At 50.5% G+C, this 15,920-nt stretch carries 14 protein-coding genes; 2 read left to right on the plus strand and 12 right to left on the minus strand.

What is annotated here, in order from left to right:
• Positions 1-7 precede the first annotated feature (7 nt).
• The 3 genes from AC3RCL_RS15675 to AC3RCL_RS15685 all read right to left on the minus strand — a co-directional run bounded on the left by AC3RCL_RS15675 (position 8) and on the right by AC3RCL_RS15685 (position 3,344).
• Positions 8-955: an ABC transporter permease gene (locus AC3RCL_RS15675; RefSeq protein WP_096773814.1), complete on the minus strand. Its 948-nt coding sequence runs from the start codon at positions 953-955 to the stop codon at positions 8-10.
• 510 nt (positions 956-1,465) lie between these two features.
• A complete protein-coding gene (locus AC3RCL_RS15680) occupies positions 1,466-2,242 on the minus strand; it encodes a hypothetical protein (RefSeq protein WP_096773815.1) in 777 nt (258 codons plus the stop codon).
• A 298-nt stretch (positions 2,243-2,540) separates the two neighbouring features.
• On the minus strand, positions 2,541-3,344 hold the full coding sequence (locus AC3RCL_RS15685; RefSeq protein ID WP_492530554.1) for a phytanoyl-CoA dioxygenase family protein: 804 nt from the start codon (positions 3,342-3,344) through the stop codon (positions 2,541-2,543).
• A 120-nt stretch (positions 3,345-3,464) separates the two neighbouring features.
• On the opposite strand from AC3RCL_RS15685, the gene AC3RCL_RS15690 reads away from it, so the two are divergent.
• On the plus strand, positions 3,465-4,262 hold the full coding sequence (locus AC3RCL_RS15690) for an AraC family transcriptional regulator (protein ID WP_015735483.1): 798 nt from the start codon (positions 3,465-3,467) through the stop codon (positions 4,260-4,262).
• Positions 4,263-4,312: 50 nt separating this feature from the next.
• Here the strand turns inward: AC3RCL_RS15690 and AC3RCL_RS15695 are convergent, their stop codons facing one another.
• From AC3RCL_RS15695 to AC3RCL_RS15720, 6 genes are all read right to left on the minus strand, one after another.
• Entirely contained in the window at positions 4,313-5,851 is a 1,539-nt protein-coding gene (locus tag AC3RCL_RS15695) for an extracellular solute-binding protein (RefSeq protein ID WP_213578706.1), read from the minus strand.
• A gap of 32 nt (positions 5,852-5,883) precedes the next feature.
• The gene (locus AC3RCL_RS15700; protein WP_096773818.1) at positions 5,884-6,744 is read right to left on the minus strand and encodes a carbohydrate ABC transporter permease; all 861 of its coding nucleotides are present in this window, start codon (positions 6,742-6,744) and stop codon (positions 5,884-5,886) included.
• The gene (locus tag AC3RCL_RS15705; RefSeq protein WP_228468989.1) at positions 6,738-7,640 is read right to left on the minus strand and encodes an ABC transporter permease; all 903 of its coding nucleotides are present in this window, start codon (positions 7,638-7,640) and stop codon (positions 6,738-6,740) included. The genes AC3RCL_RS15700 and AC3RCL_RS15705 overlap by 7 nt, the downstream gene beginning before the upstream one ends.
• 282 nt (positions 7,641-7,922) lie before the next feature.
• Entirely contained in the window at positions 7,923-9,704 is a 1,782-nt protein-coding gene (locus AC3RCL_RS15710) for a sensor histidine kinase (protein ID WP_192571808.1), read from the minus strand.
• Between the two features lie 41 nt (positions 9,705-9,745).
• Positions 9,746-11,290 carry a response regulator gene (locus tag AC3RCL_RS15715; RefSeq protein ID WP_277745899.1) on the minus strand — a complete coding sequence of 515 codons (1,545 nt, stop codon included), beginning with the start codon at positions 11,288-11,290 and terminating at the stop codon, positions 9,746-9,748.
• A gap of 54 nt (positions 11,291-11,344) precedes the next feature.
• Positions 11,345-13,597 (minus strand): FAD-dependent oxidoreductase, encoded by a 2,253-nt coding sequence (locus AC3RCL_RS15720; RefSeq protein ID WP_492530557.1) that lies wholly within the window; start codon positions 13,595-13,597, stop codon positions 11,345-11,347.
• A 116-nt stretch (positions 13,598-13,713) separates the two neighbouring features.
• Between AC3RCL_RS15720 and AC3RCL_RS15725 the strand changes: the two genes are divergently transcribed.
• Positions 13,714-14,556 carry an AraC family transcriptional regulator gene (locus AC3RCL_RS15725; protein ID WP_277749045.1) on the plus strand — a complete coding sequence of 281 codons (843 nt, stop codon included), beginning with the start codon at positions 13,714-13,716 and terminating at the stop codon, positions 14,554-14,556.
• A gap of 73 nt (positions 14,557-14,629) precedes the next feature.
• On the opposite strand, the gene AC3RCL_RS15730 is transcribed toward AC3RCL_RS15725, so the two are convergent.
• The 3 genes from AC3RCL_RS15730 to AC3RCL_RS15740 all read right to left on the minus strand — a co-directional run bounded on the left by AC3RCL_RS15730 (position 14,630) and on the right by AC3RCL_RS15740 (position 15,743).
• Positions 14,630-14,917, minus strand: coding sequence for a hypothetical protein (locus tag AC3RCL_RS15730; protein WP_492530560.1), 288 nt, complete (start codon positions 14,915-14,917; stop codon positions 14,630-14,632).
• A gap of 280 nt (positions 14,918-15,197) precedes the next feature.
• A complete protein-coding gene (locus AC3RCL_RS15735; protein WP_192571805.1) occupies positions 15,198-15,584 on the minus strand; it encodes a DUF1259 domain-containing protein in 387 nt (128 codons plus the stop codon).
• An 18-nt stretch (positions 15,585-15,602) separates the two neighbouring features.
• Entirely contained in the window at positions 15,603-15,743 is a 141-nt protein-coding gene (locus tag AC3RCL_RS15740; protein WP_492530562.1) for a hypothetical protein, read from the minus strand.
• Positions 15,744-15,920: the final 177 nt, after the last annotated feature.

The following is a 15,920-nucleotide window of genomic DNA, read 5'->3' on the forward strand; positions in this document are numbered from 1 at the left end:
TCCTCCTTTACCAGATGCTGCGATTCAGAAATTTGCGGCTGAGCATGTTGCCGATGACGATAAGCAGGAATCCGACCGCTGAGTTGAATAGGCCAACCGCCGTACTGAAGCTGTAATCCTGCTGGCCGAGTCCCATCCGGTATACATAGGTGCCGATGACGTCCCCGGTCTCGTACACGAGCGGATTATACATGGTCAAAATTTGTTCCGTCCCCGCCTCCAGCAGGCTGCCGATCCGCAGGATGAACATCAACACGATGGTAGGCAGCATGCCCGGAAGCGAGATCGACCACATCTGTCTGATCCGCCCCGCCCCGTCGATGGCTGCGGCTTCGTATTGCTCCTGCTCGATACCCGCAATCGCGGCGATAAACACGATAGCGTTCCAGCCGATTTCCTTCCACCCGGCCGTGAAGACAACCAAGCTGCGGAACAGGCTGTTGTCGGTAAAAAACGAGATCGGCTCTCCGCCGAACGAACGGATGATTTCGTTCACGATACCGCCGGTAGGTGACAGAATGTTAAGGAACAACCCCGAGATAATGACCCAGGAAAGGAAATGCGGCAAATAAATGATCGTCTGGATCGTCCGCTTGAAGAACATGCGCCTCACTTCATTGAGCATAAGCGCGATGACGATCGGAATCGGGAATAAAATCGTTATTTTGTACAAGCTGATGAGCAGCGTATTTACTAATACTTGCAGAAATTCATCCGATTGCAGCAACCTCTCGAACTGCGCCATCCCTACCCACTCGCTGCCGGATATGCCGCCGAAGATGTTGAAATCCTGGAAAGCGATAACGATCCCGTACATCGGCGTGTATTTGAACAATAACAAGAACACAAGGCCCGGTATAAGCAGCAAATACATATCCAAGTTGCCTCTAATCAGCTTCCAACGCCGTCCGCCGGCGTACAGGAGAGTGCCTTCTCTTCCGCTGCGTTTGCTCACGATCTCCACCTACTTTTCTCTGTCTTGTCTCTTATTGTAGGGGAGGCAGCCCAGAGGGAGTAGAGGTCGATCCTTTTATTTCTGGTCTTTTCCAACACAGTTTGCGAATGGGCTTGGGACATGGCGGGGCCCTGTAGTGTGCTGCTTTGCCAAAAATTTTAGATAACGCTTAAAGTCCTTTAAATCCTATCGGCCCCCTAAACGATTGCCCGCTCCCACATTACTAAATAGGTATTGCGGCAGCGTCTTTAAGCTCGTTCGCCAGACGGTCATAAACGCACATTCGACCAAAACAGACGCATGTTGGGATGCCGGCATGATCAATATAAATCTGGATATGTCCGTCAGGAGCGCAGCATTACGGAGGTTCGGTTCGCCACTCATTAATCTTGTAAAAATGACCCTGATTGCACAAAGCAATAGGGTCATTTTTCTAGTGTACCTTCAAAGAATTGGTCAGCAATTTGTCCCTTACGGCAATTGCCCCAATTCTTGTCCCTCGACAGAATTCTATCGGCAAGTCAGGTTAGCCAATCGCCGTATCTCATCGCTTAACTTTCGATTGACTGGATACACCTCTTCTATGAAATTTAAAATACGAAGTGCCGATTCTGGAACATGATCGTATCCCTGAATCATATCTCCTATGATTCCAGCAAAACGCGGGTATCTCCTCTCTAGCCGCCTCTCATTGCCGAACGGATCGGGAAAGTAGTCCACCTCTTGCTCCAGCAGATGGAGCACGGATAGAATCCGATCCACTGCGTAACCTTGAACAAACCTTGTCGCGGAGAGACGCTCTCCCCTTGCATAGCGACCGAGCCCCACGTATAGATTGGTTAACGCTTCATTCAAAGGAAAGTCCAAGGAATCCACTTTTAGGTTGGGGACCGGGTTGGAAGGTTTGGCGATGGCCGTATTGGAATACAGGGGGTTCTTCCATATGACTCTGCCTTCCGTATAGGTCGCATTCGCCAGCTCCCACTCCTCGAATACAGCATATTCCCCGAAAATACCATCCTCGAACAATACTTTGTAGCCAACATCCGAATTCTTAAACGCATAGGCAAGAGGGTGTACGTCCTCGAGCCAATCCAATCGGTCTATATATCGGTTTTTCTCCCTTGGCTCTACAATGACAAAGAAATCTAAATCCGAATATTCATCCAACCGTTCAGTTTCGACCCCAACGGAACCAACGCCTAATAATAAAAGAGCTCCCCCCTTGCGTTCGAGCGACTTGCCGATCTCGCCCAGCCGCTGTAACAGCAATTCCGTTCTCAACATTACGAACCCTCCCCTAGTTTTGGAATGCAAAAAGGGTCCAACCCACTTTTCAGCGAGGTTGAACCCGAAGGTTGCATTGCCTTTATTATCCTGCCATCAAGGTATCACGTATTCTTATTGCCGTCAATCGAAAAAAACTTGCCATGATTTGTAATTACGGTTCACCGCACATGATCTCAATCTATCCTGCCCTATATTTAATGGACTTTGAAGCTTCTGCCGGCGGCAAGCTGCTTCCTGGTGCGTTTGAGCTATCGTCAGGGCACCGTGGTATCAACATAACAAACCCTGACATTCTTCATTTGATCAGCATGGATTTGAGAGGCACCATCGATTCCTCTGGGACGTAATAATTGAATTTGTTGTCGCTGATCTGTCCAAGAAGCTGGCGGCGTATCGGATCGGCGTCCTTCAGCAGACTCACAGACGCCGAGTGATAGTCAATAGGACGCATCCAGATCGGGCTGTAGCCCAGGAACAGCTGCCTCCTTGTGAATGTGGAGCGATTCGGCGAGCCAGCATGCCACAAGTTTTGGGCGAACACGAAGACGTCACCTGGTTTTCCGCACACTTGTACCTCTCCGTCAAGCTGCTGGCGCACATCCTTGTGATTCGGATTGTACGGCTGCTTGTGACTGCCCGGAATCACTTTCGTATTGCCGCGATCCGGCTCCGACATATCGCTCAAAATATAACAAACCTTAATATAATAGGTTGCCGTCAAGCCGTTAATGACAGGAAACTGCGGATGCGGACCGTCTTGATGCCAATCGATAAAGCTGTGCGTGTCCGTTTGGGTTTCGCTTGGATTCGGTTGTCTGATCGTGAGGTGGGAGATATGAAGCTGGATGTTGTGGCCAAGCAAATTAACGATTAACGGAAGAATGGCAGGCTGATCGATTAATGCAGCAATCTCGGCATGGCGTTCTACGCTGTTATAAATATTATGCGAAAGCGCTTCCGGTTCAATCGAGACCATTTCGTCGATCGCGGCATTCAGCCGGCTTACCTCTTCCTGCGACAAAATATCTGGTATAACCAAATACCCCTGTTCATGAAATTGCTCCATTAATTTCGGTATTTCCAAATGGGCTGTCTTCATCCTTTATACCTCCTACTTGTATTTAATTTAATTATATTTGGCGAACCATCATGTTATAATGTAAGAAAAATCGATTTTCCTTGTAAATAATTTCAATTTGCGAAAGGGTGATGTCATGCAATGGAGTTCAGCGGATTTCTGGATCCCGATTTGCAATACCATGTCTACGTAAAGGATACCCCTCAATTTCAGAAAACGCATGATACATATGATCATTGGGCGTTGTTCATCGTCGAAGAAGGCGCTTTTAATTACAGAATGGGCAGCCAAAGCGGAAGGGCGGTCAAGGATGACATCGTATTATGCCCGCCCGATCTAACCTTCTACCGGCAAACGGACGGTTTATCATTCCATCTCATGGGGTTTCAATGGATCAATTCCCTAGAGGGGCCGCCGCGTGCGGCGGATTTCCCGACTTTCGGCAAGCTTCGGCTATTGAACCACAAACGCTTCCAATCCACCCTCTCTCAATTTCGCGAAGCCCAATACTTGCATGCAGGGATTGGTCATACGTACAAGAAACATCTTCTCAGGGATCTGCTCTATTTGCTTCAGATCGAGCAATCCGAGCAGCATACGATGACCTTGTTCAGCGAGGATCCGACCCTTGGGCGAGCCCTGCATTTGCTTCAGCAGCAAGCAGAATTCGGCCTATCGTTGAAGTCGATCGCTGTGGAGCTTGGTCTAACCCAGGTGCAGCTGACAAGACTGTTTACACGCGAGTTCCGCATAACGCCAAGCGCCTACGCGACTAATCTTAGAATGGACAAGGTGAAGCAACTCCTTGTATACTCTTCGCTTACCCTTGCCCAGATCGCCGAGCATTGCGGATTTACCGACGAACATCATTTAAGCAAAAGCTTCAAAAAACTGTGCGGGGTCAATCCTTCGTCTTACCGAAAAACGCATAGCGTATAATAGAACAGGCCGACCTGCATCGAATGAGGTCGGCCTTTCGTTCCCGTTATTTAGTCACCGTAACCAAGCGCCTTGAGCTGTTCCATGGCGCTGTCCACTAACGCTTTGTAGTTCATGGACGTTTCCAGCGTCTTGATAAAGTCATCGTATTCGGTCAATGGACGTTTATCGTAAATAAACTTCGCGATCTCCTCTTCCATGTACCGATTCGCATCGGCAGGGTTATACCCCTCCGGATTGTCGACAAATCCGTTCAACGCTTCAATACGGGGTTGATCGTTCGCGAATTCGATTGCAGCCGATTGTGCGGCGAACTTCGCTTGCAAATACTCCATTTCCGGTCTGCCGGTGAATTGGTACAGCCAAGAATGGCCGACTTCGCCCGCCTTGTCCGTCATCATCGGCTTGCCGTCCTCAAGTGTGAAGTGCGTATCCTTCACCCCGAACTGCACGAGCAGCGAGCCTCCGTCCGGATTCGAAATATAGTTGAGCAGATCGAACACCCGCTGCAGTTTCTCCGGGTCTTTCTCAAGCGCTTTCGGAATGGCATATCTCCCAGGCGCCGCGCCGATATCCCACGAACCGTCGAATTGTCCTCCTGTACCCGAAGGAGCGGCGATTTGCAGCCATTCCGCATTCGGATTAACGGTTTTGATCTGTTCCACGAACTGCTCCTTCGTCATGTTCGGCCAATCGATATAGACGATGCCCGCCTGCCCTTTGATCGCCTTCTCCTGATGCTGCAAACCGCTGTTGGCCAGCAGCTCCGGATCAACCGATCCGGAACCAATCATGTCCTTAATAAAGGCCAAAGCATCTTTCATTGCCGGCTCATGAAGCGCATTGACGACTTTGCCGTCCTTCTCGTAGAAATTGCCTGGCATTCCGACGCCGAAGGCTCCGAAAACGGTCGAGAATGCACTCAGCTTGCTGCCCGTTAGACCAAAGGTATCCGGCTTGCCATTTCCATCCGGATCGTTCTTAGTGAACGCATCCGCTACGGAAGCCAACTGTTCCACGGTCGTCGGCACTTCCAGCTTCAGCTTGTCGAGCCAATCCTTGCGGATCCATAAGGTATTGTATGGGATTTGCGGAGATTTGGAGATGCCATATACTTTCCCGTCGACCATCCCCTTCTTGACGCTGTCCTCCCCGATGAACGCCACCGTTTGCTCCAATTTATCCATATACGGCGTCAGATCGAGCAGCAGCCCTTGCTTGGAAAATTGAATTAACTGCTGCCGGTCGACCATGAACAAGTCGGGAAAGTTCCCCGAGGACATCCGAACGTTTAGTTGATTGTTGTAATCGTCCGCTGCTGGATATACCGTCAGGTTCAGGTCGATATTCAGCGCCTTATCCAATTCCTGCTTAATGATGTCTTTATCGGGTGACGGAAGATTGTTCCCCGTCTCGATAATGTCGAGCTTAACCGGTTTGCCGCTAGACTGCTCCGTCGTTTCCGTTCCGGGCTTTGCGGTAGCGCCCGAAGGATTTCCCGGATTATCGCTGCTGTTTCCACCCGAACACGCCGTAAGCATGGCCCCCGCTAATGAAACGGCTACGAGCAAAGTCCCTAATTTCTTCATGATCTTAACCCCTCTCTGAATGGTTTCATCGGTTAACCTTTAATCGAACCAAGCAGCATCCCTTTTGTAAAATGCTTTTGAAGAAACGGATAGATCACGATGACCGGCAAGCTCGCAATCATGACGGATGCCATTTGCATCGTCTGCGTCGGCATCATATTTTCCGCGTTCTCCAGCGGCTGCTGGCTTTGCATCAGAATCTCCCGGACGACGACCTGCAGCGGATACAGCGTGCGATCGGTCACATAAAAAATCGCTTGAAAAAACTCGTTCCAATGGCCGACCAGGTAAAACAATCCAACCGTCAACAAGACAGGAACGGAAAGCGGCGTAACGATTTGCAGCAGGATGCGGAACTCTTTGGCTCCATCCATTCGGGCCGACTCGAACAGCTCCTCCGGCAGCCCTTCAAAAAAGCTTTTCATAATAAGAACGTTAAAGCTCCAGATTGCATTCGGCAAAATCATCGACCAGATAGAATCGAGCAGCCCCATCGACTTAACGACCAGATAGGTCGGAATAAGCCCTCCGCTGAACAACAAGGTGAACACGATCATGAGAAGAAAAAAGTTTCTTCCCGGCAAATTCCGGCGACTAAGCGGGTACGCCATCAGTGCCGTCAAGACGAGATTGACCGCTGTTCCGATCACCGTAATGAGAACGGTTATTTGGAACGCCTTCGGAATATTGGACTCCGTCAGCAGCGTGCGGTAAGCGGAAAACGTAATTTCCTTCGGGAACAATATGAATCCGCCGTTACGCAGCACTTCTCCGAACGGAGTGATGGATACGGATACGACATAAAGGATCGGCAGAATGGCGACAAGTCCGCATATTCCGAGAATGACGTATATAATTGCGTTGAAAATTTTATCATCGAGGCCCCTTACCATATGCCCTCACCCCATTTCTTCGCCACACGGTTAGCTCCTAGCACAAGGATAAGTCCGATGACCGATTTGAACAATCCGACTGCCGACGCCAAACTGAAATTAAGCTGCTGCAGACCGGTTCGGTAAACCCATGTGTCGATGATGTCCGCAACCGGGTATACCTGAATATTGTACAGAATGTAAATTTGATCAAAGCCTGCATCAAGCAGATGGCCAAGCTTCAGAACGAACAGCAGGACGATAATGCTTCTAATGCCAGGAAGCGTAATATGCCAAATCATTCGCATTCGGCTCGCACCATCCACCTTCGCCGCCTCGTAAAGCGTCGGATCGATGCCCGCCATCGCGGCCAAATAGATAATCGCACCCCAGCCGAGATTTTGCCATACCTCCGATCCAACCAGTATGCTGCGGAAATATTCCGTCGAGGTCAGAAACGGGATCGAGCTTCCCCCCGCTTCCACAATCCAGCGGTTGATGAGACCGCCGTTCTGGGAGAAGAGCGTCAAAAGAATGCCGAAAATAATGACCCAAGACAAGAAGTGCGGCATGTAGGTCAGCGTTTGTACAATCGACTTCAGCCAGCGAATGCGGCATTCGTTCAGCAGTACGGCCAGCATGATCGGCGGCAGCGTCCCCCATAACAGCTTGTAGAGGCTGATCAACAGCGTATTGGTCAGCAGCTGGCTGAAATAAGGCGACTCGTAAAAGCTCTGAAAATGCTTATACCACGGATCAACCCACGAGCTGCCCGTTATGCCGTCCAGGATTGCAAAATCTTTGAAAGCGATAATGACTCCGTACATCGGGAAGTACCGAAATATGACAAAATAAATAATGCCGGGCAGCAGCATGATGTAAAAGGCTTTAAACCGCCATGCTAACTTTAAAATCATGAGCAGCCTTGTCCGCAGAGAAAACCGTATCCGAGGGGCTGGCGTTAGGCTATGATTGGTTTCCATCGTATCCCTCCCTAGTTTGAATGCGCTTCCAATAAGGTAAGTATAAAGGTCCTGAAGTCTCCTCGATATACACAAAAACGTAAAAAATGTAAGCATTTCCTTCATCATCATTAACATCGAATATGGATCCATCTGCATCAATATCAACGATAAATGAGTAAAGGCTGTCACGAATGGCCTGAAGAAACCACGTGACAGCCTTGGTATCGTTTTTGGTTAACGCCAAATACCTAATCGTTCGTCGCTTTCCGTCAGGACGGGCATATCGACGCGGACCACAGTTCCTGCCCCTTCCGCGCTTCCGATCCGCAAGCCGTACGTCCCGCCGTGATGGATCCGAATTCGCTCATGCACGTTCCGCAGCCCGATGCCCGTAAACCGGTACATGGAGCCCTGCCCACCGTCCTGATTTTCCAACAGCAGCCTGCTTCGCTTCTCCCGCCTGATGCCTATTCCGTTATCGCGCACATAGAGTCTCAGAACACCCTTCCTCAGCCCGCCTTTCACGACGATAAGCCCGCCGTGATTCGGCGTTAATCCATGAAAGAGTGCATTTTCTACAAGCGGCTGCAGCGTAAGCTTAAGTATGCGATACTGCAAAAGGTCAGGATTGATATCAATCATAAACTGATATTGTTCCCCAAAGCGCACCTGCTGAATATGCATGTACATTCGCAGCCCTTCCAGCTCCTCCTCAAGCGATACGTATTCCGATTGCTTGTCGAAGCTGAAGCTTAACAGCTTGACCAGCGAACGAATCGTATCGCGCAGCTCGTCGATACGCTGCTGCTTTGCCAAGCTGCTTATGCAGGCAAGGGTATTATACAGAAAATGGGGCGCAATCTGGCTTCGCAGCATCTTCAGCTCGTATTCCTTCTTCTGCTCCTCCGCATGTTTCGTCTTCTGGAGCAGGCTCTGAATCCTCTCGAGCATAGCGTTATAGCTCTGCGTTAGCCTGCCGATTTCGTCCATTCTCGTGACAGGCAGCTTCGCCACGACCTGAAAGTTGTTAAGACGGTCCATCTTCTCGACAAATCGGCGAATCGGATGCGTGAACGATCGACTGAGCAGATACGCGCTGATTAGTAGCATAATGATCCATACGATACTCGCGGTCCGGTAGTTGCTGTTCAGCTTCTGCAGGTCCTGATAGAAATAATCCTCTTCGATGAACGCCGCAAGCGACCAGCCTAGACGGTTTTTGGTCGACTTCACGGCAACGAGCGGATTCAAGGAATCCCCTTCTATGCCGCTGACGCCGACTTTGAGCAAGGCGAGCTGCCCTCGAAAGCTCTCCTCCAGCTTCGGCGGATACGAGGCCGATTGGAAGGGGAGCAGTTTATCGCGGGAATCCAGCCGATTAATGACGCTGCCTTCCTTCGTGAACAGTATGTAAGATTGATAGATCATTGGCGCAATACGCTCTGTGAGCAAATCGAGATTAAGTTCGGCGACAACGACACCCTTCACCTTATTGTCTGCATCCGCAATAGGCAATACGTAAGCAAGCGTTCGCCCCGACATCGGCGAATCATAAGGTTCGCTCACGTTAATAGCCCCATAGTTAATCAGCGCTAGCTCATAGAGCTGGTTCAGCTTTGGATTGCCGATGATGTCATAAACGACCTGCGAGCTTGCAAATACTTGGCCGTCAGCTCGAATCATGTACAAAGTTCTGGCAATGGAATTGTTAATCCCCGCGAACTTGCGAAGCGTCTCGACGGCTGCCTCCTCATTCCCTTCCTCCAGCAAATCGGCGCGGGTCGAGAGTAGCAGCAGCATATTTTCCACATTATCCAAACTTGCATCAATATATTGATTCGTCCGGCTGACGAGCAGCATGGCATCGCGAATGACTTGATTCTGAAGCACACTTTCCGCCTCGTGGAGGTTTCGCCATGCAAGCACTTGAACGAGCAGCAGCGTCACGATGAACAAATAAATAAACTGCTTGGAAGCGAGACCAAGGCTGGCATACCAATGAAACAGTTTCCTCATTTCCACCCTTCCTTCGCGCTCGTTCTCTCTCACCTGTGCTTTCAGCCATTCCGTTTATAGTCCGTCGGCGATACCCCGGTCCAATTTCGAAACGTAACGGTAAAATAGCGGTAGCTCGGAATGCCGACCTCTTCCGCGATCTCATATACCTTCTTATTCGAATGCCTAAGAAGCTCAATCGCCTTCTCCATACGAAGACGGGTAATATACTGATTGACCGTACTCCCCGTTTCCTCGCGAAACAATTTGCTGATATAGTGTGGGCTCAATCCTACCTGCTCTGCAATAACGGGCAGTGAGATCGGCTCCTTGAGATGGTCTTTGATCCATTGCACGGCCAACCGAATCTCAAAGCGCGAACGCGACTTCCCTAGCTCGACAGCTTCCATAACCTGAACAATATTGGCAATCATCTCGGCTAACGTTCCTGCGTCCATTAATAGCCCCATACGGACTGCGCTTAGCTCAGCGCCCTCTTGCTGCCTGTGCCAGTCAACCTGCCAATGGAGTATCCGTTCCTTCAGTTGACTTGGCTTCACTCGCTCAGCGATGCACCAATCCCTGAACTCGCCAAGCAAGCATTCCTTCAAGCTCGCAAGAGACAATGATGCTTTTCTCAGCATCTCGTTTAATTCCTTCGTTTTCTTTTCCGTCAGATCCGATAGAGGCAGCGAATGCTGCGCGTACACAGCGCTTTCCTCGGGACATCGGTCGTAAAACAGCGCATCTTTCCACTCGTTCGAATAGGCGAGCGCCGATGCAATTTCTTCCTTCGATGCGACCGGTTTGCTAAATAGGGCACATACTGTCGCCCACCGTCCCTGCTTGGTCTCTTCCCTATTCAACAGCTCCGTCAAATGCTGAACGACCGTGCGGAGTGACTCAAGAACAGCATTGGCAGAAGTTCTGCCTTCAAGCAGAACAAAATATTCCCGCTCCCGTACCGTCAGCCAAGTCAGCCAAGTTGGATCCCTTTTTTCCTGCTCGGTCAATCTCTGCCGAACTGTTTCCTTCACGGGTAGATAGGCTAATGGAGGAATGTCTAGCTGAAGTCGTACCAGCCGAATCGGACGATCTACGCTTAACGTCATCGATTGCCAATCGGAGCCGGCTGGCTCTTGCCCATGAAGCAGCTTGCCGAATAAGGCGGCTTGCAGCTGCCTCTGTTCCCTTCTCGCATGCTCCTGCACCATGCGCTCCTTGACGACCGCAGCTCTCACTTTGTCCATCGCCTGCTTAAGCTCTTCTTCCTCCAATGACACCTTCAAAATATATTCAAGCGCTCCAAGACGGAGCGCTTCTTGTACGTAATGAAAATCGCTGTGACAGGTTAACAATATGATCTGAACGTGCGGGTGCCGCTTCCGGAGTTCCCGAATGAGAGCAATGCCGTCCATAACCGGCATCGTAATATCCGTTATCACGACATCTGGCGTGCGTTCAGCACATAGCTGCATCGCTTCCGAGCCGTTGCTCGCTTCCCCTATCCATTCGGCTCCGCACGCCTCCCATGGAAATAGCCGAAGCTCTTGCCGCAGAGGAATTTCATCTTCAACGATCAATACGCCAAGCGGCTTTATGACCATGATATCCTCTCCTTTACGTCTCAAAATGTAAGCGCTATCATTTATTTTATTCCATTATAGAGCATAAACTCTTATTTCGGCAACCTCCGCGCGTGGTCCTCCGTTCGTTTCGTTGATCCATAGTCTAATCGTATGTGACGAGATGGAACGGCTGAGCTTATGCACTTTTTTGCGCTTATGGTTGTGCTTCTCTTCAGCCAGTGTAACCCATTCCTCACCGATGAGCGCCTCTATCCGATAAGCTCGGACGAGCTCGGGAATCGCTTCGAAAGCCGTGCGATGATGGTGCAAATTGATTAAATCTTCATTAACGTCGTCGTTAAAGGTGACGTGGATCTCGGCGATCGATTGCACTTCAGCCCACTCCAGCTGCAGCCATTCCGGTTTGCCTGGAGACATCGGCTCGGACATCCATAAATGCGGACCGGCAAACGGCCGAATATACCCGTCAGTCACCGCTGCGGCAGCGTACGCTTCCGTATTTGGCGTAACCTGCAGACACAGCGGCTTGCGGTTCCAACGGCGCATGCTCCACTGTACGACCGGCTGATCCGGTTGACGATCCTCTAAAAGCGTAGAGACGATCGGCTTTGGCCCCTTCTCAAAGCACAGCACGCCGGTCATCGGATAATCCGATCCGTGCAGCTGAATCGCTTCGTTCGCCTTAATAATAAGGAATGCATTACAGGCTGCATCGGGCTGCCAAAATAAGTCCAGCTTAACCCATTGCCCGGTACCTTCGGCTACTGACACCGATGCTTCAGCTACCATCTGCTTTGGCACGTAGTTTTCACCTTTATCCGTATGCCACAGCTCCACTTCAAGAGTAGCAGCCTTTGCCGCATCGATCAGCAGCTTCACCGATTCAAGCGAGGGATTCACTGGAAACAGGATGCCCAGTTCTTTATCCAACGGGTGCGTATAGGTTGAGTCCGTCAGCGAAACTTTGGTCATTGTGCTGGATGCCGTAATACGGGCCGACTTGGCGTGATCGTTAGGGTCGTCTGCCGCGATCCCGATAATCGACGCATCCTGCCTGAGCATCGTCTGCTGCAGGTCGTTCATATGGTCACGGTGCAGCGCACGCGGCGATATCCCTTTCTGCACGCACAGTGCGGCACCGCTTCCGGCTGCTTCGCCGATGACCGCACAGGTTGCCATTACCCTCGTGGTACCGAATGCGACGTGAGTTGCGCTGATATCGCGGCCTGCGAACATCAGATTGCTGACGTTGCTGGAGTACAGACACCGAAATGGAATATGATAGATGCCGTCCGAAAATAAATGCTTTGAACCGCTCTCTGTCGAATACATGCCTTGCGGCGGATGAAGATCTATCGACCAGCCTCCGAAGGCGATGCGATCAGTGAAGGGCTCCTGCGCGATAATATCGTTTTGGTTCAACATATAATCTCCCGTGAATCGGCGATACTCCCGTTTGCCAGGGAGCGATCCGACCCATTCCAGCGTCATGCGATCGGCATCGAAATTGCCGGAGTTTTTGATATAATCCCATACCCCGTAAATGACCGACCAGAGCTCATCGCGTATTCGTTCATTATCATGCACCGTATCCAGCTCGCCGCCCCATTCGATCCACCAATAGTGGCAGCCTGAGTCGCCGCTGCGAATGACCCGCTTCATCGGGATCGCCGTTTGGGTAATGTCCTTCGCAAAGCTCGGCGGAATGTATTTGACCGGCCGATCGGCCTCCTTCGTATAGAACAGGAGCGTGCTGCCAAGCGTAATATCGTCCGCCGTCTCCGGAGCCCAGTCCTCGTTGTATTCCTCTGCTGCCTCGCGGCCGATCCGGTATTTAGCGCCTGCCAGGAAACCCGCAAGGCCATCTCCTGTACAATCTATGTACATATCGCTTTCAAACCGGATTTTCCGCTCGGAGCCCATCATCCAGCCCGTGACCGACTTAATGGTGCGCTCCTCCTCCGCGCCCTCCGCTTCGACCTCGTGCACATCCGTATTGAGAAACAAAGCAATGTTCGGCTCAGCTCGGACCGTCTCGAGTACTACGAGATCCCATAAATACGGATTTCCATCCGGGTTCCGGTATTGATTCTCGACGAACATTTCTCCCATGATGCCGGTTTCTCTCGCGTAACGCTGAGTGCCATGCGCCGTAGCGCCGCATACCCACACCCGTACCTCGCTGCTAGAATTGCCTCCGAGTACGGGTCTGTTGTTCACGAGCGACACGGTTTGGCCGAGACGAGCGGCTGCAACGGCAGCGCATACGCCGGCCAATCCTCCACCAATAACGGTAATGTCGGATTTTACGAATTCAAACTTCAATCGAATCCCCCCAAGTCTAGAATTACTATCATCTTAATCGAGGGGGTCGTTATTTAACATGCACTGCGCTATCATATTGGCATATACTTTATTTCATTCTGGAGCTGATTGCGGTGATGATGTTGAATCGAAGCCCCATCCTATATCCTAGCCTAATGCATCATGTCTTTTGGAATCATAAGAAGAAATTTCAATACAGCGTGGACACCTACGGACATTGGGTTCTATTTGCTGTGGAGGGCGGCAGCTTCCGTTATGGGATCGGCGACAGCGAGGGAGTGGCGCAGATAGGCGACGTCATCGTTTGCCCACCGGGCGTCGATTTTCATCGCGACGTTATCCATGCGCCGTCCTTTCATTTCATCGGATTTTCGTTAGGCTCTATATCGGGAGATGCGGTTGCAGGGCAAGAGGCAGAGCAGGACGTCCATCATCGTTTAGCGGCTTCTGCCTACAAGCCCACAGTCGCGCATAAGGAGAGGTTTGCCGATAATTTGAGATATTTCAAGAGGCAGGACGAAGCTGCCGCGGAGATCGATCAGCGGAGCTATTGGCAAAACCATGCGCTGAACGATATTTGGTTCTTTTGTTTGCAGTCGATAGCGGCCGGCGTGGTTGGCGTAGACAAAGAACCTGCCGATCCTCTGATGGAGCAGGCTCGACTCTATATCCAGCAAAACGCCTATAAGGACATGAGCATGCTGCTGCTAGCGGACGAGCTGGGCATCAGTCCCGTTCAGCTCACCCGCAGATTCACACGAAGCGTGGGGATGACTCCTTCGCGCTATTTAAGCCATATTAGGCTGGAGCAAGCAAAGTCCTTGCTCGTCGATACCCATCTGAATTTAGAGCAGATCGCATTAGCTTGCGGCTTCAACAATGGCTTCTACCTCAGCCGCGTGTTCACGAAGCTGATGAAAGTCAGTCCTTCCGCTTACCGGAAAACGAACCGGGTCTAATGCCTGCAACAATCCCCTCTATTCAATAGTAGGAAGCGACAGGACAAATACACTTCATTGTTCCGAGCTTTCCCTAACCGTTAGCAGCCTGCCTTGAGCTTGAGCCAACTGCCTGCGAACGTATGGCCAAGGCCTGGCCGCGAACGGCATGCTTCTTGTTCTCGCCGCGGATGAACCGCTCGACGATATTCTTCCTGTTGCGGCAGTGGTATGCCTTGACCGTTGTCAGACACCACGCATCGTCTCTTTCGCTTAGGGAGACGGGGATGCTTAGCGGCCGATTCGGATGAAGGGACTGTACGATTTTATTGAGTAAAACCCGTAATGTCTTCCAGTCATTCTTCCATTTTGAATTCCTCATTTGCCTGTATATCCGTTTCATCCCTTTGTTCATCAACGTTTCAAATCATTTTTATTGCTTGCAAGGCCACATGAGGCAGTGTATGTGAGACGGGTACAAAACTGGGACAGATGATGTCCTGAACTGGTAGAGCGAAGGCCGCTTGCACTGCAGGTGGCTTTACTTGCTCTTCCCCCTTCTAGAACAACTAAAAAGCGGTACCACGCGCGGTGTAGTTGGATTTTTGTTATATCTAGTAGCCACCACGGCTAAACTGACCAAGCGGAGGCGAGCCTAGTGGTTACAGCAAGTCAAGCGCTCTTCTGACTTTTCTGGCGAAAATGAGCGGCTTTTGTACCGCTTCGATGTTGACATAGATCAATCTGGGGCGCTCGAACAGCCATTCGTTATGAATGGACGAAACGATGATGCCCTGTTTAAGAAGGCTTGCGATAAACCGATCCGTTTCCTTTTGCAACAGGGCAACTCTTCCCAAACACAACGCTCTACCAGTCACAGCATTTAACGATTCAAACGAGAATGATGAGGTTAACATAAACCTTTTCTTTAAAATCGTTGCCTTTACTCGATTGCGCGAAATGGTTGCGACGCATTTTCCGCCTGCAAATCCGGGGGTTCCTCCAATGATTTTGGCAAACCTTCCGCAAATACGTTCATTTCTACTCATGCTCAACCGAATTCCTCCTTAAAAGCGTAGCAGATTCCGGAACTGCTTTTGCTTGACCTGCTTCATTTTCACTTCGTAACAGGTACCCCTGGCTCGGCTGAGCTTCGGCATTAGAATCGGGGGAATGGCCAACGGGGTAACATATTTTTTGAGCGGCACAGATATATCCTCCTACTGAAGACTAGACATTTGTAGGTTCAAGGCATTCGCCCTGAAGTCCTGATATAGTCTAATGCCGCATCGGAGAAACGCGATACGTACAGCAGCCCACGGATACCATTTATTTTATTACGCTAAACTTGCGAAAGAGAAGATTTTGATTAGGCTGTGTTTTGG

It is taken from the genome of Paenibacillus sp. MT86 (genome assembly GCF_058792535.1).

Bases quoted from the DNA above. Each gene is read 5' to 3' on its own strand.
- AC3RCL_RS15695 (WP_213578706.1), bottom strand. From the start codon at position 5,851: ATGAAGAAATTAGGGACTTTGCTCGTAGCCGTTTCATTAGCGGGGGCC.
- AC3RCL_RS15725 (WP_277749045.1), top strand. From the start codon at position 13,714: ATGATGTTGAATCGAAGCCCCATCCTATATCCTAGCCTAATGCATCAT.
- AC3RCL_RS15700 (WP_096773818.1), bottom strand. From the start codon at position 6,744: ATGGTAAGGGGCCTCGATGATAAAATTTTCAACGCAATTATATACGTC.
- AC3RCL_RS15685 (WP_492530554.1), bottom strand. From the start codon at position 3,344: ATGAAGACAGCCCATTTGGAAATACCGAAATTAATGGAGCAATTTCAT.
- AC3RCL_RS15730 (WP_492530560.1), bottom strand. From the start codon at position 14,917: ATGAGGAATTCAAAATGGAAGAATGACTGGAAGACATTACGGGTTTTA.
- AC3RCL_RS15735 (WP_192571805.1), bottom strand. From the start codon at position 15,584: ATGAGTAGAAATGAACGTATTTGCGGAAGGTTTGCCAAAATCATTGGA.
- AC3RCL_RS15690 (WP_015735483.1), top strand. From the start codon at position 3,465: ATGGAGTTCAGCGGATTTCTGGATCCCGATTTGCAATACCATGTCTAC.
- AC3RCL_RS15710 (WP_192571808.1), bottom strand. From the start codon at position 9,704: ATGAGGAAACTGTTTCATTGGTATGCCAGCCTTGGTCTCGCTTCCAAG.
- AC3RCL_RS15680 (WP_096773815.1), bottom strand. From the start codon at position 2,242: ATGTTGAGAACGGAATTGCTGTTACAGCGGCTGGGCGAGATCGGCAAG.
- AC3RCL_RS15705 (WP_228468989.1), bottom strand. From the start codon at position 7,640: ATGATTTTAAAGTTAGCATGGCGGTTTAAAGCCTTTTACATCATGCTG.
- AC3RCL_RS15715 (WP_277745899.1), bottom strand. From the start codon at position 11,290: ATGGTCATAAAGCCGCTTGGCGTATTGATCGTTGAAGATGAAATTCCT.